The sequence below is a fragment of the Microbacterium neimengense genome, from assembly GCF_054782995.1.
This window is the reverse complement of sequence record NZ_BAAGRK010000003.1, coordinates 327,594-352,945: the sequence shown is the minus strand read 5'-3', so window position 1 is coordinate 352,945 and position 25,352 is coordinate 327,594. Positions and strand designations below refer to the sequence as shown.

The following is a 25,352-nucleotide window of genomic DNA, read 5'->3' as shown; positions in this document are numbered from 1 at the left end:
CGGCTCTCATCCACGGCACGAACTTCGCCACGACCATTCATATCAGTGCGTTCGGCCCGCGACGGCCGTCAGCTGGTCTGTATCAGCCTCGCGGCGCAAGAGGGTCGCCGAGCTGTTGCTCGGTTGTGTCCGCACGCGCGTCAACGCATGCAGCCGTCACTCGGCATCCGCTCCGAGAGTTAACGCAGCCGTGCAGGCTCCCACCTCAAGGATGGTGACACGGACCCGCACGCAGTAGCGTCAACGCATGGCAAAGCCCCTTGAATCACTGAACGGATGGCTAGATGCGGAAACGTGGCCAAGGGTGCTTTGCCCGGAGTGCTTGGAGGGCACGCTTGCTCTCGTATCGACCGTAAAGTACCCGGACGTCAAGTCCCGTGCTCACATCGAACTCGTGAGGCGGCAACTCGACGGGCCTGACGAACTCGCTGGCACATTCACAGGCCTGCTCCGCTGCGACAACCGTGGTTGCGCGAGAGACGTGGCGATTGCGGGCGACTGGGTTCTCAGTTGGGGGTTCGATGAAGAGGAGGAGCGCGAGCGCCTCGTCGATTTCTTCATTCTTCGGCACATCAGCCCCGCGCCTCAGCTACTGCTCACCCCCGCGCGCACGCCGTCGAAGGTCGCCTCAGCGATTGCGATCTCGTCATCAGTGCTTTGGACGAGTCCGGATCTTGCCGCCACCCAACTCAGGCTGGCCGTGGAGGAACTTCTGACCGCGCGTGGCGTGAAGCGCACAGTACTGACGAACAGGAGGAAACGCAGGAGGCTTTCAACGCAGGAGCGCTTGGACCTCTTCGCCGGTTCGCAGCCCGACGTTGTCCACACGCTCGAGGCCGTGAAGTGGATTGGCAACGCTGGTACCCACGAGAGTGGTCTCGCCTTCATGGATGTTATTGCGGGAGCGAAGTTCCTCGAACTAGCATTGCGGCGTCTCTATGACACTAGTGAAGCCGAGCTGATCGCAACGGCCAAGGAGATTAATCGCCGCCGCGGACTGCCACGAGCCCGGTGAGAGCACCACGTCTGTCACTATCGCGTCCCGTCCCGCGCGTAATCGGGCTCCGGTGCACGATGTCCCGTGTCACGGGCACCGGCACCGGTACTCCGAGCGCATCGGCTTTGAATCACTCGGCGGAGGGGTGAGTGAGCGTCGAGCGAGGATGATGATCCGGCACTAACAACCAGTTTCCGAGTCCACCTTGCAGTGAGGAGTTGTGTGCGCCCGTACTTCGCAGAGCGGCCTTCTGAGTCGGCACAGTACACGGGAGATGACAGTGTTCCCGCAGTCGCCGACCTCGTAAGGAAGTATCGACCTCGAGCCATCTCCGAGCACTCGGCGGCCTTGAGAACCCTACGGTTCTACGGCAGCGGCTGGGAGATGAACCTAAAGCTACATGACTGGGTTGCCGTCATCGGTGGGGATGTGGCGGTCATACCGCCGGCCTTGTTTGATGGATCGACGGAACCGCGGTCAGTCGAGCCGAGGGATGACGAGCGCAGGTCGGACGAGACGCGGACAGTACCGTAGGTCTCTCCGTGCAAGGCATTTCGACAGCCCTGCCCATCGCCACACCCGCGAGTCCGGTCTTCGGCGAGCGCAAGCCAGCCCTTTGGTGGAGTGGAGCGTCAGGACCTCCGGGGCCCTCGGGCCCTGCCGCGAGGCGAGGGGGGCGGGACGCTGAGTGATCGTGCATGTCTGAGGGTGACACTCAACGACCGACCTCGCGGTAGCTGCCGCCTCTCGCTCGCATCGTCACACCCGCGTCTTTGAGAGCCTGGCGGATTGCACCGTATGAGTGTCCATGCGTCGCGACCAGCGCTGCGATGCTGGCCCCAGCTTCATACTCCTTGATCAACCGATCACGCTGTTCCACGCTGGGCGACTGGTTCCTCACGACGACATTGTGCTCACGAAGGATGTTCAGGACCGAGTTCCGCGCGATACCAAACTCCTCGGCGAGGGTCTTCGCAGTCTCCCCATCGCCGTACCTGCGGATCATCGCCGCGCGAGCGTCTGCGCCGATGCGTCGCTGGAGTGGGTGAGGTCGACGCGACGCTGGGGAAGTGGAAGGCGCCTCGGACCTGGCCGTATTTACCCAAGTCCTCTGTTGGTCCGGCGTGAGGGTCGTACCGTCCGAGTTTTTTGAATAGAGGTCGATAAGTTCTACTTCTCGGAGGGGCTAACCGCCTTACTCGAAAAATTCGGTCGACCCGCCTGCTGCCCTCGCCGAGTCGAAGGACAGGTACCAGTCCTCGATTCTCGCGAAGGTATCCGCATTCACACGGTGCTCCAACGCCAGTCCAACCTTCCGCCCGTCTTCCAGGGCCGCCGATCGAGCATGTCGAGCAAGAAGGAGCGCGCGTCATCCCTCGCCATGTTTCATGTCCTCCCATCCCCTGTCACTTGGGGTGCGCCCCCCTGTCACTTGGGGTGCGCCGTCGCCTGCGTCGTCTTGTTTGCTGTTCCGCATCTCCCACTCGCGGAGTGCGCGTCGCTCCGCGCCGGTCGCGGGCCAGTCCTCGATGACGGCGTTGACGTACCAAACCGGCCCGATGGAGTACCCCACGTCCGGTAGGGGCGCCCCATGCCGCGCGCGATGCGGCGAGTTGCCTGACATCAGGCGTCGGCGGCCGCTTGGCTAGACCGGGTCGTATAAGCGCGGCCGGAGGTTAGAAGGTCCTGCGCGCTGACGTCAGAGTCCACGCTTACATCGTTTCAGTGGTGCGAAACCGACCGGTTTCGCACCATGTGGTCACTGGGAGGGAGTGGGGTCCGGAGTGGAGGCTGCGCGCAGGGCCGATACGAGGCGTGGGGGCGCGGTGGGGTCGGACGCGGCTTGGGCGGGAACGAGCTGCCCAATTGATAGGCCCCGGGCCGAGGCTTACGCGCTCGGTGACTCCTGCTGCGCCTTGATCTGATTTATCCGTTCGAGTGGGAGGGTGCTACGCTGCCCAACTACCCAGCGGCGACAGTTGCTCACTATGAAGCGGTTGACGTTGAGGTCACTCGGGATGTCGTCGCCGATCACTAGCAGTTGCGTGGGCGAGATGGGAAAAGTGACCGTGGAGAAATCATGCTGGGCGTCCGGTCGCCACAGTAGGACCGCCCCATCGCCCGTGAAAAGGACGTCGGTTGTGTAAATCTGCCACGTCCATCTCTCTAGCCCGCGAGACGTCAGTCGGAGCGTGTCTGAGTGCTCGTGGGTAAGGACCAGCATGTCTCCTAGCAGGAGGTCCTTCTCTTGGGTGGTGCCGTCCTTCATCAGCATCACTGCGGGTACTCGAACGCCGGCGCGGTCGGCGTATCGGCCGCGATGCAGGTGCATGTCGAGGAAGGCGATTGCCGCCTCTGCTTCTTTCTGGTCGAGCCCCTGTTCCGCGCGGAGCTTGGCGATCGCCGACATGCCCCGGTCTTCGATCTCTGCGTACCGGTTCTCTAAGTCCACCGCCATGACAGCGGGGTCGTAAACGTAGCTGACGATCGAGGCGTTCTTGTACGAAGACTTGTACCCCCGCCCGTTTTGGACGTCTGCGACGTCTAGGACGTTCTTTTCGTCGGCCCAGGCGCGAATGTAACTGCCGGTCACCATGTGGCCCCGTCTCGTTCCGGAAGCGGAGGGCTTGCCGCGCGATGGTCGAGCACCCTGAGGACTCCCAGCCGTAGAACTCGTCATGCGGTCACACTAGATCGATCTTCGAACGGCTACTTGTGGAGTCACGCAGAATGCGTGGACTCGGTGGTCAGTCGTTGGGATCGTCATCGCCGCCGATGAGGTCGGCGTTTCCATCCCAGGTGCCGACCACGTGGGCGGTCAGTTCGCTTTTCCAGTGGCCGCGAGCTGCGAGGTGCAGGCGCGCGAAACGTAGACGCCAACCGGCGCCGATGAGGTCGCTGACGAGCTGGTGTGCTCCGTCGAGGGTGACCGGTTCGGGAGCCGGGATTCCGTTGGGGTTGCTGATCTTGATTCGAAGTCGGTCACCGGGAGCGACAGAGGCCTGCCTCTCCGCGGGGGGCTCTTCGGTGTCCCACTGTTCGTGGCGTAGTAGCTCACGGTGCATGTATTCGTTGCGACCCTTGTTAGCGGCGTGGGCGGCTGCCACGGCATCGAGGATCGCGACGCGGACGTCCTTCTCGACCTTCAGCTTTTCGACCATTTGCTTCGCCTCGCGATGAAGGTCGCCCCACCGGTCGGGCGTCGCGAAGAGATGTTCGCGCGTCGCATCGCCGTGTCTGAGCTGGGCGTGGAGGCCCCGTAGTTGAGTCTCCATCCAGACCGTCTCTTTCGCGATTCGACCGAGAAGGATCAGCCATTGATCGTCAACGTCGAGTTGCGCCAGCTCGTCTAGCTCCATCCGCTCAGGTTCTCACCAGCCAGACGCCCGCACCATTCTCTCTCCGTCCCCCAGTACATGCCGCTCTTCACGGCAGAGCACCCCAAGCAGCGAGACCGTGCCACGGTCAGGTGGGTGGCTCATCCCATGCTTGCGTCCGTGTGATCAATGGTGTCCTCTGCCTCCGCCAGATGCCACTCGGCGCGAGCGACGAGTTCGTCGAAGGTAATCACCTCGGGCTCGAGGAGGTTGCGTCGGAACAGTTCGAAGCTTCTCACTCGGTCCGGGAGCGGCCCTCCTGTCGCTCCGGTCAACTCGGACTGAGAGCCGACGATGACGAACGATCGAGGTCGAAGTATGAATGCACCAGAACTGAGCAGTTCTCCTTCAGCCGACGTATCTTGCAGAAAGTCACCAAGATCTCGGGCAGCGAGGTGAGTCGTCTGCTGCACTTGTACGACTGCTCCCGCCAACTCTTTGGAAGGTGCGAAGCAGCCGGAGCGGTACTCCTCTGCGAGAAGCGCTGTGCGGTGATGCTTGATCTCCGCGAAGACCAGGCTGCGTACGATCCCCGCGGAAGCCAGCAGCGCATCAACGCGCTTCCCCACGCCCTTGATGCTTCTGCCGACAACCGTCTGTTCCAGCTTTCCCTCGTCCCACGACGTGAGGAGTTGACCGCCGAGACCTATCCCGAGGACCCAGGGATTCTCTTCCAGGAGCCGTTGCCAGGCTCGCTCAGGGCCGCCAGCGTCTTCCGTTGCCGCGTCGAACTGTTCCGGAGAGTCAATCCACATGCGCATCTGCGTGACGACGGTTCGGCGACGTTGCAGCGCTACGACATCCTCCGCGGTCGCGTCAGATTCGATGAGAGATCGAAACCGATCTGGATTGTCAGCGTAGACGCGCGCGATTGCTCCGGGGTCGGAGAACACGTCACGAAGCAATTGGTCGTCCACGTACACGGACTGATCGCCTTCGATTGGTATCGCGTCGATGGCGCGAAGCGCTTCCAGCAGCGCCATCGATTGGTCGCGGTCAAGCTCGAGGACATTTTCCAATCGAGTCAGATCGCCGGACGTGGGCACGCGTTGGATCCTAATTTTTCGGACGGCGCCGGATTCTCTGGCGACGTGGAGCTGTATCTGCTTGCGTCCCCCAGGCGTGGTGCTGATGACCTGCATGGTCCAATCCCAACCGGCGCCGTCGTCTGACTGCACCTCGTCGATGACCCGGTGTACATAGCGCGACGGGTAACCCGCGTCACGCCCAAACTGGGTGATGAAACTTCGCGAGACGTACGTGCGAGTCGTAAGTCTTCCCTCGGCGTACGTGACCTCATTGGGTAGAGGTACGTCATCCCAGTTGATCCTCGGCACACTCATTCCTACCGCAAGGCGAGCGTGCGAAGCGGACCACTGAGAGACCAAATGCGAAAACGAAGGTGGCGAGCCCCGTTCTGCCTCCAAGTCGACTCGGGGATGGTGCGAAACCGATCGGTTTCGCAATACATGAGTCGTAATCTCTTGGGCCAGCTGCTGTAGGACGGTGCGTCTTCGTTCTGTCAGTGCCGCGGGTCAGGATCGGGCGCGTGCCAGAGACGTCGTCGACGGGTCATGTCCTGTGGGGCGGCTCACGTGGGTTTGGTTCGATAAGTGACGAGGGCCACGCTCTCACCCGGCAAACTCGAACCCGCATAATCGAGCTGTGACACCAAAGCAGCCCTCAGGCGACGAGCAGCCCGCGAAGACGGGACCCGTGGCGCGATTTCTGGCCTGGTTAAAGCGTGTCAGCTACGGGCGACGCATCGCAGCTGGTGTCACGGCCTACGTCGCCGTGGCAATCCCCATCGTCCTGTACGTACCCGCCGGGCTATTGAACAATTGGGTACCAGGACTCAGCCCGGAGGAACAGGGAAAGCTTCTGGGCGCCGCGGGAAACCTAGTGCTTCTCGCGCTTGGCGGCGTCATTGCTGTTGTCACGGTTGGGCTCAGCCTTTCTAGACATCGACAGGAACTAGATGCAGCAGAGCGCGACCGTCAACGATTGTTCGACGACCAGAAACGTGAAGCGGCGCGGCTCTCAGAGGTTGTCGATCAGCGGCGCATCGAAACCGAAAGATCTCTACGGGAACGCTTCGTGACGACGGTGCAGCTTCTCAGCGACACCGCCCCCGTCAACCGACAGGCAGCGCTTTATGCCCTTGGAGCCCTGGCCGACGACTGGGACGCACTCGACAAGCGCGATGAAGTGCAGGTGTGCATTGAAGTCCTCACCGGCTACCTTCGCGCCCCCCGCACGAAAGAAATGTTGTCGCCCCTCGACCCCGAGGAGGCTCACTACACGGACCCGGAAGACTATTACTTCACCCAACGCACCACCCCAGTTGAGGTTTCCGTCAAGCAAGCCGGATACGCCGTCATCCGGAACCACCTGCAGCAAGGGGCGTCGCCAAGCTGGCAGAACCATCAACTCAACCTGTCCCGCGCCCACATCGACTTCCCTGTCGAACTACCGCGACCACTCATCACAGCAGACGGGGCGCTCGACCTGCGCGGCATCTGGATCGGGCACGACGGAAGTGTGGACCTCGCGGCCGCGCAGATCAGCGGGGCCGGACGCCTGCAGCTCACCGAGGCGGTGATTGTTGGGAACGGGGGTATCGACCTCCGAGCTGCTGTCGTCAGCGAACGCGGGAGCGTCGACCTCCGGGACGTGTCAATCAGACGCGGGCGGGTGGACCTCATGAATGCAAAAGTCACCGATCTTGGAAGTGTGGTCCTTCGGGGAATACAGATCCGAGAGAGAGGGATCGCAAACCTTAAGGGCTTGTCGATCGGCGACGGGGGAAACGTAGACCTCACGAGCGCGTCGATCGACAAAGACGGACAAGTGCTCCTGCACAAGCTGGCGATCAGCAACGACGGAAACGTAGACCTCGCCGACGCAGCGATCGGCGGGGGCGGGATCATCGATCTGTCGCGAGCGGTAGTCAGCGACCGTGGGCGCATTGATTTCGCGCGCACGGCAATCGGTGCCACCGGCCGTGTAGACCTCGCGGGTGCGGTAATCAGCGACGGTGCAACCGTGGACCTCGACGCCCCGAAGATCACCCGTGGCGGACGCGTAATCCGACCAGATGGAATGTCTTCGATGCAGGCGACGTAGAGCGATCAAGCCGCCAAAGAGGTTGGATTGGGGCGGTGGCGCGGTGTCACCGGCCAAATCCCCTCGACGTTGACGGTTGCCTTACCGTCATTGTTTGGTCCAAGGTTGACGCGCGTAATGCCAGGGACGAGATACCTCACTTGTAGTTACCACCGCGCGGGCGCAGCTGAACCCCCTCCTTGATGAGGCGTTGCCGGACATTGTTGTAGCTGGTGTCGAGGCGAGACGCGATGGTGGCGATTGAATGGCCACGCTCGTACATTGCTCGTGCGGTCTCAACCTGTTCGCTTGTGAGCGGTTGACGTCGCAGTGTTGCTCCCCCGTCTCGAAGCACGCGAAGGATGCCGGTCTTCGACAGGCCGTAGGTCGCACACAGACTCGGCGTCGTCGAGCCCGACTCGTACTCAGCGACGATTTGCTCGATCAGCGCAGGTTCGAGGCGTCGGCGAAGCGATCGACTCACCTGCTCTCCGGGGGTAGTTGAGAGGGGCGGATTGGGCGCGAGACCAGCCAGTTTCTGCAACTCCACTACAGGTGGCGGCAGCAGCGCGGATTTATCCGAGTAGCGGTGTACCGGCTCTACTTCAGGGATAGGACTCTGGTCTTACTCGAGCAGTTCGACGATGGTTTCACCCGTCTGCGCGGCGTCGCTCAATCAAAATGGTGTCGCGCCATTCGCCAGCCCACGGACCGTAGGTCATGAGCGCGATGCGTTCCCTGTGTCCGACGCGACGGAAGCCCGTCTGCTCGTGAAGCGCGAGGCTCGCGTGGTTCTCCGGGAAGATGCTCGACTGCACCGTCCACACTCCTGCGTTGTCCATGGCTTCGAGAAATGAACTCAGGAGCGCTCGGCCGACGCCACCACCGCGAACGCGCGCGGCGACGTACACCGAATGCTCAACAACCCCGCGGTAGACCTCACGGGTGGAAACGGCCGACGCGGCGATCCAGCCGATCACATCGTCATCGGTGTCGACGGCGACGAGCCGGCCCGCCGTCAGCTTCCCGCCGTCGAAAGCGTCCCACGTGGGTGGATCCGCTTCGAAACTCGCGTTGCCCGTTGCGAGACCCTCGCGGTAGATGGCTTCGATGGCGGGCCAGTCTCCGGGCCGCATCGTACGGATGTCGATGGTGCTCATGGGTGGAGCGAGCTCGCGGCCTGGTCGAGCGTCTCAGTGACGACGCGGAAGTATGCCCAACGGCCGCGCTGCTCACGCGTGGCGAGGCCAGCGTCTACGAGCAGTTTCATGTGGTGGGAGACGGTGGGCTGAGACAATCCGACCGGCTCGGTGAGGTCGCAGATGCATGCCTCGCCGTCGTCGGATGCGGCGATCAGGGAGAGAAGTCTCACGCGCGTGGGGTCGCCCAGCGCCTTGAACGTGCGCGCTGTCCGCTCGGCCTCTTCCGGCGACAGCGCCCCGGCGGTGATCGGCGAGCAGCACACCGCCACGTCGGCTGTGAGAAGGGGAAGCGTCGCGGGCATGCACCGATTCTGGCACGTCACATTGACATTCGTCGATACATCGAGGATTCTCGATCCATCGAATGCTGTCGATGCGTTGAGGAGTGTGTGATGGAGAGCGCGTTGCCTGTCGTGGTGATCGGCGCCGGCCCACAGGGGCTCGCGGCCGCCGCCCACCTGATCGAGCGAGACCTGCCGGTCGTTGTACTGGAGGCAGGGGCCGGACCGGCATCGGCGGTTGCCGAATGGGGGCATGTGCGCCTGTTCTCGGAGTGGCCGGAGCTGGTCGACACGGCCGGGACGCGGATTCTCGAGCCCACCGGATGGGCAGCGCCCACGACGGGGTATCCGACCGGCGCGCAGTGGATCAGCGGCTATCTCGCGCCGCTTGCTGCCGAGCTGGGCGACCGCGTTCGGTACGGCGCTCGGGTTGTCGGGGTGTCCCGTCTGGGTCGTGACCGTCTCGTTGACGCGGGCCGCAGCGATCAGCCGTTCACCGTGCACGTGCAGCCGAGCGAGGGCGAGGAGTACCGGTTGCAGGCGCGCGCGGTCATCGACGCCTCCGGCACGTGGTCCTCGCCCAACCCCGCGGGTGCGGACGGTCTGCCCGCGCTGGGAGAGCGGGCCGCGGCCGGGTTGCTGTCCTATCGCATCCCCGACTTCCGGGACCGCGAGGGTTTCGAGGGGAAGCACACGGTCGTCATCGGTTCCGGGCACTCGGCGGTGACCGCGGTCCTCGCACTGGCGCGCATGGCGCGCCGCGACCCGAACACCACAGTGACGTGGGCGCTCCGCCGCGCCACCGCCGGGAACGCCTTCGGGGGTGGTGAGGCCGACGAGCTACCGGCACGCGGGGCGCTGGGGATCAAGGCGAAGGAGTTCGTCGACGCCGGGCTGGTGTCGCTCGTGACCGGTTTCCGCGTCGAGCGCGTGACGACGGACAAGGGCCAGCCGGTCCTGGTGGCAGAGGACGGCCGCACGCTCAGCGCTGATCGCGTCGTGGTGCTCACAGGGTTCCGCCCCGATCTGTCGTTCTTGTCGGAGCTGCGGTTGGAGCTCGATCCCACGTTGCAGGCCCCCGTGCGTATCGCTGCGGAGGTCGATCCGAACGTGCATTCCTGCGGGTCGGTTGCGGCGACCGGCGCGGCCGACCTCGCCCAGCCGGAGCCTGACTTCTACCTCGTGGGAGCGAAGTCCTACGGGCGGGCACCGACCTTCCTCGCCCTCACCGGGTACGAGCAGGTGCGCAGCGTCGTCGCCGAGCTCGCGGGCGACCACGAGGCCGCTCGACGGGTCGAGTTGGGGCTCCCCGACACGGGCGTCTGCGGCGGTGCCGGCCTGTTCGACGCTTCCGGGGCATCCCTGGGCGGCGCCTGTTGTGCCCCGCCGCCTCAGGTGCTCCAAATCGGCGGCGCCCCGGCCGCTGTCTAGCCGGACACACGAGAGGGGCGGGATCGCATCAGCGACCGCGCCCCCCTTCTGGTTGCTCAGCGTGCGATGAGCGTGGTCTGGATCATGTCGGAGACCGCTTCGCGCAGCGGCCGCACGGCTTCGGCATCCCAGGCCTCCGGGTTGGGGAACGACCATTCCAAGACTTCGCCGCGGGGCGTGGACGGCAGGGCGAGGCCGGGCTTCATGAGCACCACGACGTCCGCTTGATCGAGGTCGTCCGTGGTGACGGCACGGGGCACCCGGTTGGTGATGTCCATGCCCAGCTCAGCGACCGTGGCGGCCACGGCGGGGTTCACTTCGTCTGCGGGCGCCAGTCCCGCCGACGTCGCGGTGAACCGGCCGCCGGCCAGGTGCTCCAGGAGCGCGGCGCCGAGCTGCGAGCGGCCGGCGTTGTGCTGGCAGATGAACAGGACGGTCGGGGTGGTGTCAGTCACGGGTTCTCTTTCTCGGAGGGTCAGGTGGCGGCGAGCCGGGGAGCGAGTTCGATGATCCGGCGCTCCAGCTCGTCGTAGGCGGTATCGAACGCGTCGTCGGTGCCGACGCGCACCGGGTCGGGAATCGACCAGTGCAGATGCGCATTCACGCCGAGTTCTTCGTGCGCGTTATCGCACACGGTGACCACGAAATCCGAGCCGGTCAGCACCGTCTCCAGGGCCCGTGGCGACTCGTTGGGAAGGTCGAGCGCGTGACGATCCGCCGTCGCGACCGCGCCGGGGTCTATCCGGTCTGCGGGATGGGTGCCGCCGGATGCGGCAGGGATGCTGCTGCGGGTCGACCACAGCGCCACGGCCAACTGAGATCTGGCCGAGTTCGCCGTGCACACGAACACCACCCGGCTTGCCCTCTCCTCTCGACCGGGAGTGAGGCCCTGCAGTGCCGTGCTGGTCAGGTGGACGTAGCTGCGTCGCTTGTCGGCTTCCGAACGGGACCGCGCCACCATGCCCGCAGTTTCCAGCACGTTCAGATGATGAGCCACCAGATTCCCGGACATACCCAGGACCGTCCGGATTTCCGATGGTGACAGATCACCGAGCGTGAGGAGGTCGACGATCCGCAGGCGCGAAGGATCGCTCAATGCTGCGTGCCGGGCAGCGCGCGCCTCCACCGAGTCAATCCGTTCAGTGTTCATTGATTCAATCTTGACTGATCTAACCCATTCGGGTCAAGATGAGGCTGACATGGAACTCACCCCCCACCCACACCCCGTCGTGAGGCGACCACACGTTCTGCGCCGTGCAGCTGCCGAGTTCGTCGGAACGGGCCTGCTCGTCACGGTCGTGGTCGGGTCGGGTATCGCTGCGCAACGTCTCTCCCCGAATGATGTGGGGTTGCAGCTTCTCGAGAACAGTCTGACCACGGCGCTCGGCCTGACGGTGCTGATCCTCATGCTCGGCCCGGTGTCGGGAGCGCATTTCAACCCCGTGGTGTCGCTCGCGGACTGGTTGCTCGGGCGCCGCGAGACAACGGGCCTACCGCTGCGCGAACTCACCCCGTACCTGGCCGCGCAGGTTCTCGGCGGCATCGCCGGCACCCTCCTCGCCGGGGTGATGTTTGACGCCGCGCCCGCGCTGTCCGGAAACAACCGCGCGACCGGCGGGCACCTGGTCGGAGAAGTAGTCGCCACCGCCGGGCTCGTGCTGCTGATCTTCGCGCTCGCCCGCACCGGGAAAGGCTCAGTGACCGCGGCCGCGGTCGGTGCCTACATCGGCGCGGCGTACTGGTTCACCAGCTCCACATCATTCGCCAACCCTGCCGTGACCATCGCCCGCATGTTCACCGACACGTTCGCCGGCATCGCGCCCGCCTCTGTGGCGCCGTTCATCCTCGCCCAGCTCGTCGGCGCCGCCCTCGGGGTCGCGCTGCTGCTCGCCTTCTACCCGACCGCCGCGCGCACCGCAGTCGACGTCGTGGTGCCCACGCAACCCGAAACCACGTCCTGAAAGGCACCCCATGCACCTCGTAGCCATCGGCGGAAGTGACGCCGGCATCTCCACCGCCCTGCGCGCCCGCGAACTCGACCCCTCCGTCGACGTCACCGTCATCGTGGCCGACGCCTACCCGAACTTCTCCATCTGCGGCATCCCCTACTACTTCTCCCGCGAAGTGCAGCCCTGGCAGTCTCTCGCGCATCGCACCCACGCCGACCTCGAAGCCACCGGCATGAACCTGCGCCTGAACACCCTGGCCACCAGCATCGACGTCGACGGCCGCACGCTCACCGTCCGCGACGCCGCCGGCACCGAATCGACGATCGCCTACGACGAGCTCATGGTCGGCACCGGAGCATCCCCGTCCACCGCCAGCATCTCCGGCCTCGACCACCTCGGCCCCGACGACGGCGTGCACCTGCTGCACTCGATGGGCGACACCTTCACCCTGGAGCGCTACCTCGACGAGCACCAGCCCGAAACCGCGATCATCGTCGGCGCCGGCTACGTCGGCCTCGAAATGGCCGAGGCCCTCACCGTCCGCGGCCTGCACGTCACCCAGCTCCAACGAGGCCCCGAGGTGCTCTCGACCCTCGATCCCGAGCTCGGCTCCCTTGTCCGCAACGAACTCACCCGCCACGGCGTCGACGTCCTCACCGGAACCCGCATCGAAGCTGTCACCCGCGACGCTGGCCGGCTCACCGTGAGCGGCACCCGCGACGGTGACGCTTTCTTCCGCAGCGCCGACCTCGTGCTCGTGGTCGTGGGCGTGCGCCCCAACACCAGCCTGCTCACCGCAGCCGGCGCAAGCACGGGAGCGGGTGGTGCGGTCGTCGTTGACGAGCACATGCGCACCGGCCTGCCGAACGTATGGGCAGCCGGAGACGGCGTGGTCACCCACCACCGCCTCCTCGGCGTCACCTACCTGCCCCTCGGCACCACCTCGCACAAGCAGGGCCGTGTCGCCGGAGAAAACGCCATCGGCGGCAACGCCCGCTTCGCAGGCAGCCTCGGCACTCAGGTCGTCAAGGTCTTTGATCTCGTGGCCGCGCGCACAGGCCTTCGTGACCACGAAGCCGCCGCGGCCGCGTACGCCCCGCACAGTCACACCGCGATCGCCGACGACCACAAGCGCTACTACCCCGGAGCCACCCCCATCAGCATCCGCATCACCGGCGACACCCGCGACGGACGTCTCCTCGGCGCCCAGCTCGTCGGCGCCCGCGGCGCCGAAATCTCCAAGCGCGTCGACACCTACGCAACCGCCCTGCACCACGGCATGACTGTTGCCGCCATGAGCGACCTCGACCTCTCGTACACGCCTCCACTCGGCTCCCCATGGGACGCGGTGCAGGTAGCCACCCAAGCGTGGGAGCGGGAGGCTCGCTCCGTTGCTGCTGCGTCTGATTCTTGAGAGAGCCCATCGACGCAAAGAGGGCCCGCACGGTAGACGTGCAGGCCCTCTCGGGTTAGATCAGACGCGCTGGCTGATCGTGCCGCCGAGGTTGCGGTTGGCAGTGGACTCGGTGACGAACCGGCCCGTCGACGCGGAGCGGTGCACCGTCGTCGAGTTGCCCGTGCCGGAGCCGACACGTTCGGTGATGGTCTTTCGGGCCAGCGGTTGGCTGTGGCCTTGCTGACGAAACGATCGGTGGATGCAGAGCGACGTACATTCCCATCGGAACTCCTATCTGGTGGCGCCGGGTGCCATGAGGCGGGGCGCCGCTCGTCGCGGCTGCCAACTCCGGTACAGTCAGAGCTCTGGATGAGACCTGTCGCTGTCGCAGGTTGTTGTAGCTGGTGTTAAGGCGGCTTGCGATGGCCATGATTGGGTGGCCGTCCTGGTACAGCGTCCTTGCCACCTCGACCTGACCGTTGGTCAGCGGCCGACGTCGCAACGTTGCCCCTCGTCTCGAAGCAGGCGTAGGACACTGGTTTTCGAGAGGCCGTAAGTCTCGCAGAGACTTGGGGTCGTCGCGTCCGACTCGTACTCGGAGGCGATTTGCTTGACTAGAGCTGGTTCAAGACGCCGTCGAAGCGATCGACCAACCTGCTCTACCGGGGTAGCGAAGGCGACCGAATCCGGTATCAGACCAGCCAATTCTGCAGATCCACCAGCGGTGGCGGCAGCAGGGCCGACGTATTCGAGTAGCTGTGTACTGGCTCTACAGACAAGGCCCCCGGTTCTCGCCGGGGGTTTTCTGCGTTCTGGGTCACGCGATCGCGCGGGTGGCGTGCGGGCCATTGCCGGATCGCCGCGTACAACGCCACTGCCAGCGATCCCGACGCGGTGCCCGCGTCTGTGCAGGAGCGGCTCGGAATCCTCTATCTCCCCGATGCGAATTCGGCGTAGCGCGCCGCTACTTCCCGGCGGGAGTTGAGCCCCCACTTCGCATAGATGTGTCGGATGTAGGTGACGACGGTATGCGGAGAGACCAGCAGCTCGTCCGCGATCTGTTGGGTGGTGAGGCCCGAACTGATGAACGAAGCGACCTGACGTTCGCGGAGAGACAGCCCCCCGTAGTCGCGCTCGGCCGGTTGCGCGGCGGGTCTTTGACGGACACCGTTGCTTCTCAGCTGCTGGAGAACGCGAGTGACGTCGCGAGTGGCGCCACATCGCGAATAGAGCGCAACGGCTTCGGTCATCGCGCTCGTCGCCTGCGTCGTGTCCGTCGCATAGATCCCGACGGCCTCGAACAGGGTCGCCGTGACCAGGGGGCGGCAGCCTGGGCGCAGTTGTTCAGCGGCGGCGAGGAGATCGTCGGCTGACCTGTCTCGGATTCCCCGCGCGGCTCGAGCGACTGCAGCGACCAAGGCGTTCTCGGGATTCCGGTCTGCGCGTTCCTGAGCGACCCTGGCCACAAGTTCGACTGCCTCGAAGTCGCCGGCGACCTGACAGATGTAGGCGAGAACGAAGTCATCAGCGAAATCGGCGGGCGTCGTCATCGATGGCGTCGCATCCCGCAGAGTCTCCACCGCGAGTCGGGAGTATTCGTAGGCTTCAGCCGGACGCATCCGCTCCTGTGCCTCCATCGCCAGACTCCATCTGCCCGTTCGGGTCAGCCCCACACCGTCAGCAAGACTCTGGACGAGTGGACGGGCTCGGTCACGGAGTGAGAGGTCCCCCGTGCGGAGCGAGACCCGGTGCAGAACGACCCCCGCTGTAGCGTTCATGAAGTCGCCGAGTCCCAGCTGTTCCCCGAGCTCGAGGACGGTCTCGGCCTGCGCCCGGGCATCCTCCAGCCGGCCGAGGCTGTAGAGAACCCGCGAGCGGACCATCATCCAGTAGGCCTCGGCGATGACGTTCTTCGCCCCGACCGCCTCCGCAAGGCCGTCATCGGTCAGACGGAGGGCTTCCTCGCAGTGGCCGGTGCTGTTCCGCATGAATGCGAGCCAGAGACCCTCCGGCAGCCAGAGCCCGGGGGCAACGCCCAGATGGGACACACGCTCGAGCGCCTTCCGTTGAAGCCGCTCTGCCTCGTCGAAGTCGTGCTGATAGAAGACCAGCACTGATTCGGTGGCATCGAGAGTGGCGAGGGCGAGCCCATCACGAGTCTCGTCCGCAATGTCACGGGCCTGCGCCAGGGTGGTTCGGAGTCTGACTTCGTCTGCTTTGTTGGCGAAGTTGAGCGCGCGAACGGAGAGCAACGCCACCCGTGACGCATCAGAAGCCCCAGGAATGGCGAGGCCGGCGTCTGTTTCGCGGATTGCGCCGTCGAAGTCAGACTCAGTGAGCTGACGAGCCAGCGCGAGGCTCACCTGAGCGCGTGCGTCGGGCGGAAGGAGAGGCCTGAGGGTTCGGCTGATCTCCATCGCCTCCTCGACTCGTCCCCCTGCGACCACGATGGGGAGCATCGTGGCAGCGCGGTGGGCATGGTCTACGTTTGTCGAGATCAATCGCGCCCCGCTGATGATCAGACCGGCGGCTCCGTGCACATCGATGGACGAGAGCTGGTGGGCGGCGAGGAAGAGCAGTTCGATCGACTCGTCGTCGCCGGTTTCGGCGACGGAGACGATCGACGATGCCAGGGTGGCGACCCCCTCTCCCGCGCGGAGGCGGCTGTGGATCACCTCGCGTGTCATGGCACGGCGCAGAGACGGCGAGAGGCTCTCGCTCGCGGCGGCCTGTACGGTGTCGTGGCGAAACGCGAACGAGGTGCTTGTATCGACGATGAAGCCCAGATCCAGGAGTTCCTGAACTGCTGGCGCGGCAGCCGCGGCGGATTGTCCGAGGATGTCGAGGACTCCGCCGAGCGGGAATGTTCTGCCGTAGAGGCTTCCGATCTGCGCGATCCTGAGGGCATTGCGGCTCAGATGGCGCAGTCGATCGCGGGTCGAGGTTCCGAACCGAGCCGGGAGGGTGTCTTCGCTGAGATCCACGACACCCCCGGCCGCCTGAAGCAGTCCCTCTTCTTGCAAGCCGCGGATCAGCTCGAGGATGAGGAGGGGATACCCGGCTGCGCGCGTGATGGCCCGCTCGACGCTCGGGCCTGGCTTGCTGCCGAGCGCGTCGCGCACCATCTCGTCGGCAGCGGACTCGTTCAGCGGCGCAAGAGCCATGGTGGACGTCAGCTCCCCGACGTCCGCGAGGAACCGCTGGTGCGCCGCACTGTACACGCCGGTGCGGGTGGCGAGGAGCCAATAGATCGGGACGCCTTGCAGATCGTGCATGAGCGCGGCCAGGGCGCCGAGCGACCCGGCATCCAACCATTGCAGGTCGTCGACGATGACGAGCGCGCCGGATCTGCCGGCCATGCTCTCCAAGCCATCAGCGATCATTCGCGTCAGCCAGTACTTCGGAGCCGGTGACTGCATCAGCGGTCCGATGTCGTCGTTCGCCACGAGGGGAGGGCTGGTCCGTGTCGCGGCGCTGATCATCGCCCCGAGTGGGGACAGCGGGGAGTCGACATCCGGAGCGACGACCATCGTCCCCCAGCCGTGATCGGTTGCGACGTCGAGGGCATACTGCAGCAAGCGCGTTTTGCCGATTCCCGGATCGCCGGAGAGGAGCGTGACAGCCTGATCGCCCGCAGCCGCGCTCGCAAATCCGTTGCCGATCTGCGTCGTTTCGGCTCCACGGCCGCGGATCGGCGTGTGATAGCGACCGGCACCCGTCCCAGAGAGCGCGTCGAGACCGAGTCGGCGCGCGTGTCGGCCATCAGCAAGCACCTTCAGAGGTTATCGATCTCGGGAGGGTGGCCCTAGCCCCCTCGCTCCCCCCTTCGGCCCCATGCGATGTGGCGCTCGAGCCGAGGGGATGTGCGGACGTCGTGCGCGAATCTACCGTTCCGAATGCGGGTTTCAGACCCGAAGAGGTGACCGCCCTGGTCACGCATCCGCGCCGGGAACCCGGCACAACCGGAAGGAAAATCCATGAGCGTTATGGTTCGCGACGACCTCGTGCTCTCGCACGCCGTCGTCACCGCTGATGTGACCGCACCGTTCGAGTACATCGACATCGAGCAGTGGCTCAAGACCCTGCCGACGCACGAGTACCAGCGCTGTGCGCCCGGCGACCACAAGGCCGCCGGTTACACGGTGGATGACGACGGAACCCCCATGTCGATCAACGTCGAGATGATCGGCTCCGGTCTCGTCATCCAGCAGTACCGCTATGAGGTTGCCAGCCCCACCTACTGCAAGATGGTGTCGATCTCCGACGTGTATTCGGCGGCAGGCTGGACCACCACTCAGGTGATCTGGGAGCTCGGCATCGAGCAGCTCGAGGGCGACCAGCTGCGCTACGTCAACACGGTCACCTCGCATCCCACCGAGGACTTCCTGAAGTTCATCGTCGCCAGCGGCCAGACCTTCGAGGATGCTGCTGCCGCCCGTCAGCACGCCTCCGGCGCCCACTGCGAGGTCGAGACCCCGCACTATGCCCAGAGCATCGCGGCGTTCGCGAAGGCCCGCGCGGCCGAAGCCGCCGCCACCAAGGCCTGAGCTGCGCCGGGGATCAAGAATGGCTACGCAAGCCCACGACGAGCATCACACCGCCGAGGCGCACGAACACGGCGAAGGATGCGGACACGAGGCGGTCGTGCACGGCGACCATGTCGACTACATCCACGACTCTCACCGTCATGCCCTTCACGGCGACCACTATGACGAGCACTGAGTAGCTAGCTGATCGAAGGGGGCCACAAGCCCCCTTCGATCACGGCCGCACCGAGAAAGGAACCTGGCGCGCAATGTCCTCCGCCATCCGCTTCACTCACCACGGACCGCCCGATGTCCTGCATCTGGTGCGCGTCGATCGCCCGGAGCCGGGGCCGCGCGAGGTACGCATCGAGGTCTCCGCGGCCGGGGTGAACAACGCCGATCTCCTCGAACGACGCGGGCACTATCCGGTACCACCGGACTCCCCGCCGGGTCTCGGGCTCGAAGTTGCCGGCATCGTGACGGCGCTCGGAAGCGAGGTGACGGAGTGGAGGCTCGGCGACCGGGTGTGCGCCCTGGTGGCCGGGGGCGGCTACGCGGAGGAGGTGACCGCACCCGCTGCTCAGGTGATGCCTGTCCCGACTCGGCTCAGCATGATCGAAGCGGCGTCGCTGCCCGAGGTCGCGTGCACCGTGTACTCGAACCTCGCCATGATCGCTGGCCTTCGGGCCGGCCAGACTGCGCTCATCCACGGCGCTGGAGGTGGGATCGGATCGTTCGCAATCCAGTGGGCCACCGCGATCGGAGCACGAGTGGTCACCACGGCCGGTAGCGAGGCGAAGACCCGAGCGGCGCTGGATCTCGGGGCGGTGAGGGCAGTGAACTACCGGAGCGAGGACTTCGTCACGGCGGCCCTCGACGTGACGGGCGGGCGGGGAGTCGACGCGATCCTCGACATCATCGGTACGACCTACCTTCGCCGCAATATGGAGTGCCTCGCCGACGACGGCCACCTCGTGATCATCGGAGGAGCTGTCGGTCCGGTCACCTTCGATCTCTGGGAACTCCTCTCCCGTCGCGCAAGCATCTCCGCGACGTTGTTGCGCGGACGACCCGCCGATCAGAAGGCAGCCATCGTTGCGGGTGTCGTCCGCGATGTCTTCCCCCTGATCGAATCGGGCGAGATCCGAGCGGTCGTCGACACGGTCTTCCCGCTCGCCGAAGCCTCGCTCGCTCATGAGCTTCTGGAGTCTGGACGCACGGTCGGCAAGGTCGTCCTCGAGACCAGCCGCCACCGCGGGCAGTAAGCGGGAAGCCGCGACCGGTATCGTTGCGGCGGCTCATCCCGACAGGGTCCACCCGGGCGGGTCTCCCGGTCATCCGAAGGGGGGGTGCGAGGGCTAGCTGCGGGTCTCGCTCCCGCCGTAGCTTGGGACGATGACCGATCGCAGCCTCGCTCGCAATGACGCGGGGAAGTGGGGGCAGCTCCTGGATTCGTGGCGCCCATACCCTGCGCTCCTTATCGATCGCTACTTGGACGTGGTGGCCGCCACGGACACCGCGGCAGATCTCTCGGGGGCATTCCGCGTGGGACAGAACCTTGCTCGGTTCGCCTTCCTCTCACCGCAACGCCAGACCTCGCACCCGAGATGGCGAGAAGCGGCGGCCGCGACTGCGGGTCTTCTTCGCGCGTTCGTCGATGAGCACGACGCAGATCGAGCCTCGCAGCGGTTCCTCGGTGAACTCTCGATCGGATCTCGAGAATTCTCAGAACTGTGGGCCGACTCGAGGACGCCGACCCGCATGACGGGTCGCATCGTCTTCGAGATGGCCGACGCCGGAGAGCTGCATTTCGCGTACAGCATTCTCGGGCTGAAGAATCACGATGACCTGGCCGTTCTGGTCTTCACCCCATCGGATGCTGACTCTGAGGCCGCCGTGGAGCGTCGAGCGGAAAGCTCGTCCGCACCGCGTTGAGCTGCGTCGTCGCCCGGCGGCGAGGATGCCGGAGCGTTGTGGCGGCCTGTGGCCAGGCTCTCAAGGGCATGGGCCGCGCGTGACCCGGCGGCAGCGAAGTGCACGGTGACGAAGAGGCTGACAGGGCCGGGGACATCGAGCGTCTGCCAGTTGAGCTCACACCATCCGTGACGCTCGATCTCGAACGTGCTTTTTCCGCTGAGCAGGGGCTTGGCTTCATGCAGGGCCCAGATACGTCGGAAGGCGCTGTATCGGGCGCTCAAGTGGCCGACGACATCCCTGAAACCGGGATCGACGGGGTCTGCATTGAACCGGAACGCAGCAGTCAGTTTTCGGAGCGCATGCTCCCATGCATCTTCCTGGGTTGCGCGTTCCGGGGTGGGCGCAGGATCTGCCAAAAACTCGGCGTGGTCGCCGTAGGCCTCGATGAGTTGATTGATTCCGGGTTTCAGATGCTTCGGCGCGAGGGCGCGAGCGAGAGGGTTCGCCGCGACGACGTTGAGATTGGCGTCATAGACGTGGGCGGGCATGTGAGACCACTGGGCGAGCAGCTCTGCTACCGCTTCGCTCACGTGAGCCTCGGGGAGTGCCCGCACGAACGGCTGGGGCTGAGCAAGCTTGGTGAGGTACCGGCGGCCGTCATGGTCCAGCAGGAGTGCGCGAGAGAGCCCCGCGACGACCTGGTCTGAGGGTCGCGTGTCCTTGCCCTGTTCGAGCCGGTGATAGTAATCGAGGCTGACACCGGCGAGATCGGCTACTTCCTCACGACGCAGACCGGGAACCCGCCGTCCGCTGGAGCGCATGAGCCCTACCTGCTCCGGCTGCACCTGCTCACGCCGTGTGCGCAGGAAGTCGCCGAGAGTGTTCTCTGGCCGCGTTGGCCCCATCTGATCTTCCTCTCACCCGGCTTGCCGACCATATTGTCTCCCGCCCACGCCTCGGTTGCGGTGGACCAGCGCTGCAGAGAGGGTGTCGCTTGGCGCATGAGTAGCCCTCTTGCTACCACCTTGCGCTCTCGCGAACCGTTAGCGTTGCGCCATGATCGATGCCGATCCGTCGGGGGTCGTTCCGGACGAAGCGCGCCGGATGATCGACGGATGGGCGGCGGCACCTGCGTTCATCCGAGATCGCTACCTCACCGTCGTGGCGTCCAACCGTCTCGCGGAAGCCGTTTCGCCGTTCTTTCGAGAGGGGGTAAACCTCCCTCGAGCCGCTTTCGCCGCCAGCGGCGTTCCCGCCGGTTTGGCCGCCTCACGTCAGTACATCGCCGACACGCTGAAGGAGTCGGTGGCACGTTTCGAGTGGGACGCGGAGTTCGAGGAGCTCGTGAATCAGCTGACGGTGACGAGTTCGCGGTTCGCTGACGCCTGGACGAGGGCCGCGGAGACGGCCGTCGAGCCGCAGCCGATTCGAGTGGAGAATGCGCACGTCGGACCGATGTGTTTTACCTACGAGTGGTTGACGGTTCCCGGTCGGTCAGATCTCTCGCTCGCGGTTCTGCGGGCGGACGACCCCAGCTCTCGCATCGCCGTGGCCCGCCTCGCCGAGCGCTCGCGGTCAGCTGACTTCTGATAACTCGCGGGGCCGGGTGATGTCGGCGGCTGATCCGGGTGATGTGCGGGTGAGCAGTGCGGCTCTACCGTCGCAGTAGTCAGTTCTCCTGCCGAGCCGCGAGGTATCTGCCTGACCGAAGGACATCGCTGCATGCACGACCACGATCCCCTCGCTCCAAAAGCCGTTGACGGGTCGGCGCACGCTGAACGAGCTGCTCCGAGAGCTTCTCAGCCGCCGGGAAACCGTGGGGGCATCCGGGGCATGGTGACGATGACCGCCCTGCTCTTTCTGTTCTTCGCCGCGGCCGCGGCCCCCTCTCCGCTCCTGCCACTCCTTCTCCGAGAGTGGGGGTTCGAGCCGTGGCTTCTGACCTTCGCCTTCGCCGTCTACGCACTCGCGATCCTCCTAGCGCTTCTGGTGATCGGTCGGCTCTCCGATCACGTCGGTCGTCGGCCCGTCGTCCTCGCTGCCACCGCCCTCGAACTTGTGTCGTTGGTCCTCTTCCTCGTCTCAGCGGACATCGGTGTCTTCGTGCTCGCGCGTGTGCTGCAGGGCTTGGCTACAGGCGCCGCAACGGGGGCGATCTCCGCAGCCATCGCCGACTATGCCGGCGCACGACGAGCAAGACTGACAGCCACTTTGGGCAGCGCTGGCCCTCTGGCCGGTCTTGCTTTCGGTGCGGTGTTCGCGGGCGCCGTCGCGGAGGTTCGTTTCGACCCCAAACCGACCATCTTCGCGGTGCTCGCCGCTCTCTTCGCTATGGGAATGGCTGCCGTTGCGACCGTCCGCGAGTCTTCATCACGACGGCCGGGCGCAGCCCGAAGTCTGATCCCCAGAATCGCGGTCCCTCAGGCGGCGATGCGACCGTTCTGGAAAGCGGTGCCGATCGCTGTCGCGGTGTGGATGGCTGGAGGGTTCTACCTCTCCGTCGTCGGGGAGACGGCTCGCGATCTCTTGGATATCGACGACGAGTTCGCTACCAGCGCGCTGATCGCTGGTCTTTCGGCGATCGGGGCGGTCACCGTCGTACTCAGCCAACCTCTCGGCTCACGGACGGGAGCGAAGCTTGGGTCCCTCCTGATTGCGCTCGGCATGCTGCTCGGAATCGTTGCAATCTGTGGCCACGCCATCGTCGTCCTCGTCGTCGGGACGGTCGTCAGTGGCGCCGGTTTCGGGATGGCTTTTGCCGGCGCGGTCGGCCTGGTCATTCCGCACGCCCGAGCCCACGAGCGCGGAGAGGTCTTCTCGGCGATCTATGTCGTCAACTATGTGGCGTTCGGGGTGCCGGCGATCGCGGCGGGCCTGCTGATCGCACCGCTAGGTCTGACGACCGCCGTGCTGCTCTATGCCGCTGCCATCGCGGTCGTGGCCGCGACCGGTCTCATCGTCCAGAATGCCCACTTCAGCCGCATGCCGCGGCGCCGAGTGCCCACCTCCGCCATCCCTGCACCGAAAGGCACCGAGCATGACAAATGACCCCAACTGGAAGCTGCCCCGGGTTCCGGCGTTCAGCCTCACCAGCCCGGACTTCACCAACGGCGGGGAACTCCCTCTGTGGGCCCGAGGCGCCGCCGCCGGGGGCCAGGACCGCTCCCCAGAGTTGCACTGGGAGGGCGCACCACCTCGGACCGGGAGTTACGTGCTGACGGTGTTCGATCCGGATGCGCCGAGCGGCTCCGGGTTCTGGCACTGGACACTGATCGACATCCCTGCCGGCGTCACATCGCTGGCCGCCGGTGCGGGAACGGACGACCTCCTCCTCCCTGCCGGCGCAGTCCGTGGCCGCAACGAGTACGGCACCGATGTCTTCATCGGCGCCGCCCCGCCGGCCGGCACCGGACCCCACCGATACACCTACACGCTCAGCGCGCTTGACGTGCCCCGTCTGGCGGTGGCGGCTGACGCGACGCCTGCCATAATCGGCCTCCGTCTGCGACCCCACATCATCGCCCGCGCGCAACTCATCGGCCTCACCCAGACCGATGCCGACGGACATCCTGAATGTGATTGAGCGCCGGTTTTGCGCGAGTTGGCACTGACATGGTCGGGTTTCCTGCAGTCCCGACCCTGGCCACGTGTCAACCGCGCTGCCGCTCGAAGAGCGCAGCCGCCTCGGCAGCGACGCGATCGTGGATGCGCCGCCGTGAGACGCCCGGTCTGTCCGTCACGAAGCGTCGGGCGATCAGCTGCCCGGCGAGGGTGCCTTCGCTGAGAAAGGTGTAGTGCCCGGCGCCGTCGATGATGGTGAGTTCACTGCTCGGCAACGAGCGGACGAGCGGTCGTACGTCTGCGTCGAGGGTGCTCTGGTCGTCGTCTGATGCGGCGAACACGTGCACCGGGGCCGTGACCGCCGCCAGCGACGTCTCGTCGAGCAGGGGAACGGTGACGGGCGCGATCGCCGCGACCGCTCTCACACGAGCGTCCCGGTAGTCGAGGTCGGCTCGGGCGAAGGAATCGATCGCGAGCGTGTCGTTGTCGAGGAAGTCCCACACCTCGTCGATTCCGAACCCAGCCTCCGGCGGGACACGGCACAACGAGGAGTCTGCGCCGTGAGCGTCGCAATACGGCCGCCACCGATCGATCTGCAGGCGCGCGCCCGCGAGAGCGAGCGCGGTGTAGGCACCGATCGAGAATCCCGCCACGGAGATCGATGTCGGGTCTATGCGGACGCCGAACGCGGGGTCGGCGAGCACCCTGTCGAGCACGCGTGAGAGGTCCGTGGCGCGCTCCCACCACAGGACGGCACCCGGGAGCGTCAAGCCCCCGCGCTCGGCGGCCGTACCGCCGTGGTGATTGACGGCGGCGACGACGAACCCGGCTTCGGCAAGCCGCCGACAGAGCCAAGCGATGCTGGCGGCGGAGCCCCCGGTGCCGTGCGAGACCACGACGAGCGGATGCCGCCCGTCCGCCACCCGTGGAGCATCGCGATCCACGGCGTACCGACCGGTCCGGAAGATTGCGATGCGCTGCTCGGTGACGCGCGCCTGGGTGTGGGTCGGATACCAGATCATCGTCTGCAGGGGACGGGCGGGAACACCGTTCCAGGCCGCTCGCGTCGGATCCGACCACTGTCGCACGACCGCTCCGACGGAACTGGTGTTGCCGAGCATTGTGTTCATCCGACGCGAGGTGCGCCCGCCGGGCGGAGCGCCGAGCGGGCGGCCATGGCGAACGCCTCGACGTAGCGCTGCTCCACGGGCAGAAGGCCTTTCGGACCCGCGTGTGAGAAAGCGATGTCGTAGATCGTGCCATCTGTGAAGGTCAGCCGCGCAAGGGGGTTCATGACCCCTGCACTATGCGCAGAACCGTCACACGTTCGAGGTCACCTGCGTCGTAGACGCGGCGAGGTGCGCACGGCTTCCCGTGCGGAGCTCGAACGATCCGGCACCCAGGCGCACGAAGCCTCGACGGATCCGCTCTCCGGTGCGTGACTCTGTTCCCGCTGGCCAGCTGCGTGTTCCGAGCGCAGCGCAGACGAGAGCCGCGAAGAAGGCGACCGCGGTCGCGACGAGATCCTGACCCCGGAGCCGTATGGGGGCATGGGAGTACGACGCATCCTCGACCTCGACGAGTTGCCCCACCACATCCCCCGTTCCGTC

General features: G+C 65.6%; 26 protein-coding genes. 12 read left to right on the top strand and 14 right to left on the bottom strand.

What is annotated here, in order from left to right:
* Nucleotides 1-247: 247 nt before the first annotated feature.
* Nucleotides 248-1,015, top strand: coding sequence for a DUF4145 domain-containing protein (locus ACYVJS_RS04295; protein ID WP_460738113.1), 768 nt, complete (start codon nucleotides 248-250; stop codon nucleotides 1,013-1,015).
* A 697-nt stretch (nucleotides 1,016-1,712) separates the two neighbouring features.
* Here the strand turns inward: ACYVJS_RS04295 and ACYVJS_RS04290 are convergent.
* The 4 genes from ACYVJS_RS04290 to ACYVJS_RS04275 form a co-directional block, all read right to left on the bottom strand.
* Nucleotides 1,713-2,003 (bottom strand): helix-turn-helix domain-containing protein, encoded by a 291-nt coding sequence (locus ACYVJS_RS04290; protein ID WP_460738111.1) that lies wholly within the window; start codon nucleotides 2,001-2,003, stop codon nucleotides 1,713-1,715.
* An 882-nt stretch (nucleotides 2,004-2,885) separates the two neighbouring features.
* The gene (locus ACYVJS_RS04285; RefSeq protein WP_460738109.1) at nucleotides 2,886-3,593 is read right to left on the bottom strand and encodes a hypothetical protein; all 708 of its coding nucleotides are present in this window, start codon (nucleotides 3,591-3,593) and stop codon (nucleotides 2,886-2,888) included.
* A gap of 151 nt (nucleotides 3,594-3,744) precedes the next feature.
* A complete protein-coding gene (locus ACYVJS_RS04280) occupies nucleotides 3,745-4,356 on the bottom strand; it encodes a hypothetical protein (RefSeq protein ID WP_460738107.1) in 612 nt (203 codons plus the stop codon).
* A 119-nt stretch (nucleotides 4,357-4,475) separates the two neighbouring features.
* Nucleotides 4,476-5,516 carry a Shedu immune nuclease family protein gene (locus ACYVJS_RS04275; protein ID WP_460738105.1) on the bottom strand — a complete coding sequence of 347 codons (1,041 nt, stop codon included), beginning with the start codon at nucleotides 5,514-5,516 and terminating at the stop codon, nucleotides 4,476-4,478.
* A 523-nt stretch (nucleotides 5,517-6,039) separates the two neighbouring features.
* On the opposite strand from ACYVJS_RS04275, the gene ACYVJS_RS04270 reads away from it, so the two are divergent.
* The gene (locus ACYVJS_RS04270) at nucleotides 6,040-7,500 is read left to right on the top strand and encodes a hypothetical protein (protein WP_460738103.1); all 1,461 of its coding nucleotides are present in this window, start codon (nucleotides 6,040-6,042) and stop codon (nucleotides 7,498-7,500) included.
* Nucleotides 7,501-7,636: 136 nt separating this feature from the next.
* On the opposite strand, the gene ACYVJS_RS04265 is transcribed toward ACYVJS_RS04270, so the two are convergent.
* The 3 genes from ACYVJS_RS04265 to ACYVJS_RS04255 form a co-directional block, all read right to left on the bottom strand.
* A complete protein-coding gene (locus tag ACYVJS_RS04265; protein ID WP_460738101.1) occupies nucleotides 7,637-7,963 on the bottom strand; it encodes a helix-turn-helix domain-containing protein in 327 nt (108 codons plus the stop codon).
* Between the two features lie 166 nt (nucleotides 7,964-8,129).
* On the bottom strand, nucleotides 8,130-8,639 hold the full coding sequence (locus ACYVJS_RS04260; protein WP_460738099.1) for a GNAT family N-acetyltransferase: 510 nt from the start codon (nucleotides 8,637-8,639) through the stop codon (nucleotides 8,130-8,132).
* On the bottom strand, nucleotides 8,636-8,983 hold the full coding sequence (locus ACYVJS_RS04255; protein WP_460738097.1) for an ArsR/SmtB family transcription factor: 348 nt from the start codon (nucleotides 8,981-8,983) through the stop codon (nucleotides 8,636-8,638). The genes ACYVJS_RS04260 and ACYVJS_RS04255 overlap by 4 nt, the downstream gene beginning before the upstream one ends.
* A 90-nt stretch (nucleotides 8,984-9,073) precedes the next feature.
* Between ACYVJS_RS04255 and ACYVJS_RS04250 the strand changes: the two genes are divergently transcribed.
* Complete coding sequence (locus ACYVJS_RS04250; RefSeq protein WP_460738095.1) at nucleotides 9,074-10,393, top strand: FAD-dependent oxidoreductase; 1,320 nt, start codon at nucleotides 9,074-9,076, stop codon at nucleotides 10,391-10,393.
* A 56-nt stretch (nucleotides 10,394-10,449) separates the two neighbouring features.
* Here the strand turns inward: ACYVJS_RS04250 and ACYVJS_RS04245 are convergent, their stop codons facing one another.
* Both ACYVJS_RS04245 and ACYVJS_RS04240 read right to left on the bottom strand, forming a co-directional pair.
* Nucleotides 10,450-10,848, bottom strand: coding sequence for an arsenate-mycothiol transferase ArsC (locus ACYVJS_RS04245; RefSeq protein WP_460738093.1), 399 nt, complete (start codon nucleotides 10,846-10,848; stop codon nucleotides 10,450-10,452).
* A gap of 20 nt (nucleotides 10,849-10,868) precedes the next feature.
* Nucleotides 10,869-11,543, bottom strand: coding sequence for an arsenate reductase/protein-tyrosine-phosphatase family protein (locus ACYVJS_RS04240; RefSeq protein ID WP_460738091.1), 675 nt, complete (start codon nucleotides 11,541-11,543; stop codon nucleotides 10,869-10,871).
* A 49-nt stretch (nucleotides 11,544-11,592) separates the two neighbouring features.
* On the opposite strand from ACYVJS_RS04240, the gene ACYVJS_RS04235 reads away from it, so the two are divergent.
* Both ACYVJS_RS04235 and ACYVJS_RS04230 read left to right on the top strand, forming a co-directional pair.
* Nucleotides 11,593-12,354, top strand: a complete 762-nt coding sequence (locus ACYVJS_RS04235; protein WP_460738089.1) for an aquaporin — start codon at nucleotides 11,593-11,595, stop codon at nucleotides 12,352-12,354.
* Between the two features lie 10 nt (nucleotides 12,355-12,364).
* Nucleotides 12,365-13,756: an FAD-dependent oxidoreductase gene (locus ACYVJS_RS04230; protein WP_460738087.1), complete on the top strand. Its 1,392-nt coding sequence runs from the start codon at nucleotides 12,365-12,367 to the stop codon at nucleotides 13,754-13,756.
* A gap of 911 nt (nucleotides 13,757-14,667) precedes the next feature.
* On the opposite strand, the gene ACYVJS_RS04225 is transcribed toward ACYVJS_RS04230, so the two are convergent.
* On the bottom strand, nucleotides 14,668-17,511 hold the full coding sequence (locus tag ACYVJS_RS04225; RefSeq protein WP_460738085.1) for an ATP-binding protein: 2,844 nt from the start codon (nucleotides 17,509-17,511) through the stop codon (nucleotides 14,668-14,670).
* 204 nt (nucleotides 17,512-17,715) lie between these two features.
* On the opposite strand from ACYVJS_RS04225, the gene ACYVJS_RS04220 reads away from it, so the two are divergent.
* From ACYVJS_RS04220 to ACYVJS_RS04205, 4 genes are all read left to right on the top strand, one after another.
* On the top strand, nucleotides 17,716-18,285 hold the full coding sequence (locus ACYVJS_RS04220) for a hypothetical protein (RefSeq protein ID WP_460738083.1): 570 nt from the start codon (nucleotides 17,716-17,718) through the stop codon (nucleotides 18,283-18,285).
* 19 nt (nucleotides 18,286-18,304) lie between these two features.
* Entirely contained in the window at nucleotides 18,305-18,460 is a 156-nt protein-coding gene (locus ACYVJS_RS04215; RefSeq protein WP_460738081.1) for a zinc transporter permease, read from the top strand.
* A 73-nt stretch (nucleotides 18,461-18,533) separates the two neighbouring features.
* Nucleotides 18,534-19,529 (top strand): NAD(P)H-quinone oxidoreductase, encoded by a 996-nt coding sequence (locus ACYVJS_RS04210; RefSeq protein ID WP_460738079.1) that lies wholly within the window; start codon nucleotides 18,534-18,536, stop codon nucleotides 19,527-19,529.
* 130 nt (nucleotides 19,530-19,659) lie between these two features.
* The gene (locus tag ACYVJS_RS04205) at nucleotides 19,660-20,199 is read left to right on the top strand and encodes an MmyB family transcriptional regulator (RefSeq protein WP_460738077.1); all 540 of its coding nucleotides are present in this window, start codon (nucleotides 19,660-19,662) and stop codon (nucleotides 20,197-20,199) included.
* On the opposite strand, the gene ACYVJS_RS04200 is transcribed toward ACYVJS_RS04205, so the two are convergent.
* The gene (locus tag ACYVJS_RS04200) at nucleotides 20,103-21,086 is read right to left on the bottom strand and encodes a helix-turn-helix transcriptional regulator (RefSeq protein WP_460738075.1); all 984 of its coding nucleotides are present in this window, start codon (nucleotides 21,084-21,086) and stop codon (nucleotides 20,103-20,105) included. The genes ACYVJS_RS04205 and ACYVJS_RS04200 overlap by 97 nt on opposite strands.
* A gap of 151 nt (nucleotides 21,087-21,237) precedes the next feature.
* Between ACYVJS_RS04200 and ACYVJS_RS04195 the strand changes: the two genes are divergently transcribed.
* The 3 genes from ACYVJS_RS04195 (at nucleotide 21,238) to ACYVJS_RS04185 (ending at nucleotide 23,764) form a co-directional block, all read left to right on the top strand.
* Nucleotides 21,238-21,771: an MmyB family transcriptional regulator gene (locus ACYVJS_RS04195; protein ID WP_460738073.1), complete on the top strand. Its 534-nt coding sequence runs from the start codon at nucleotides 21,238-21,240 to the stop codon at nucleotides 21,769-21,771.
* Nucleotides 21,772-22,023: 252 nt separating this feature from the next.
* Nucleotides 22,024-23,229 carry an MFS transporter gene (locus tag ACYVJS_RS04190; protein WP_460738071.1) on the top strand — a complete coding sequence of 402 codons (1,206 nt, stop codon included), beginning with the start codon at nucleotides 22,024-22,026 and terminating at the stop codon, nucleotides 23,227-23,229.
* Nucleotides 23,219-23,764: a YbhB/YbcL family Raf kinase inhibitor-like protein gene (locus ACYVJS_RS04185; protein WP_460738069.1), complete on the top strand. Its 546-nt coding sequence runs from the start codon at nucleotides 23,219-23,221 to the stop codon at nucleotides 23,762-23,764. Before ACYVJS_RS04190 ends, ACYVJS_RS04185 begins: the two co-directional genes overlap by 11 nt.
* Before the next feature lie 67 nt (nucleotides 23,765-23,831).
* On the opposite strand, the gene ACYVJS_RS04180 is transcribed toward ACYVJS_RS04185, so the two are convergent.
* Genes ACYVJS_RS04180 through ACYVJS_RS04170 form a run of 3 tightly spaced genes read right to left on the bottom strand, consistent with a single transcriptional unit; the run spans nucleotide 23,832 to nucleotide 25,334 of the window.
* Nucleotides 23,832-24,863: an alpha/beta hydrolase family protein gene (locus ACYVJS_RS04180; RefSeq protein WP_460738067.1), complete on the bottom strand. Its 1,032-nt coding sequence runs from the start codon at nucleotides 24,861-24,863 to the stop codon at nucleotides 23,832-23,834.
* A 5-nt stretch (nucleotides 24,864-24,868) separates the two neighbouring features.
* Nucleotides 24,869-25,036 carry a hypothetical protein gene (locus ACYVJS_RS04175; protein WP_460738065.1) on the bottom strand — a complete coding sequence of 56 codons (168 nt, stop codon included), beginning with the start codon at nucleotides 25,034-25,036 and terminating at the stop codon, nucleotides 24,869-24,871.
* A gap of 25 nt (nucleotides 25,037-25,061) precedes the next feature.
* Nucleotides 25,062-25,334, bottom strand: a complete 273-nt coding sequence (locus ACYVJS_RS04170; protein ID WP_460738063.1) for a hypothetical protein — start codon at nucleotides 25,332-25,334, stop codon at nucleotides 25,062-25,064.
* Nucleotides 25,335-25,352 lie beyond the last annotated feature (18 nt).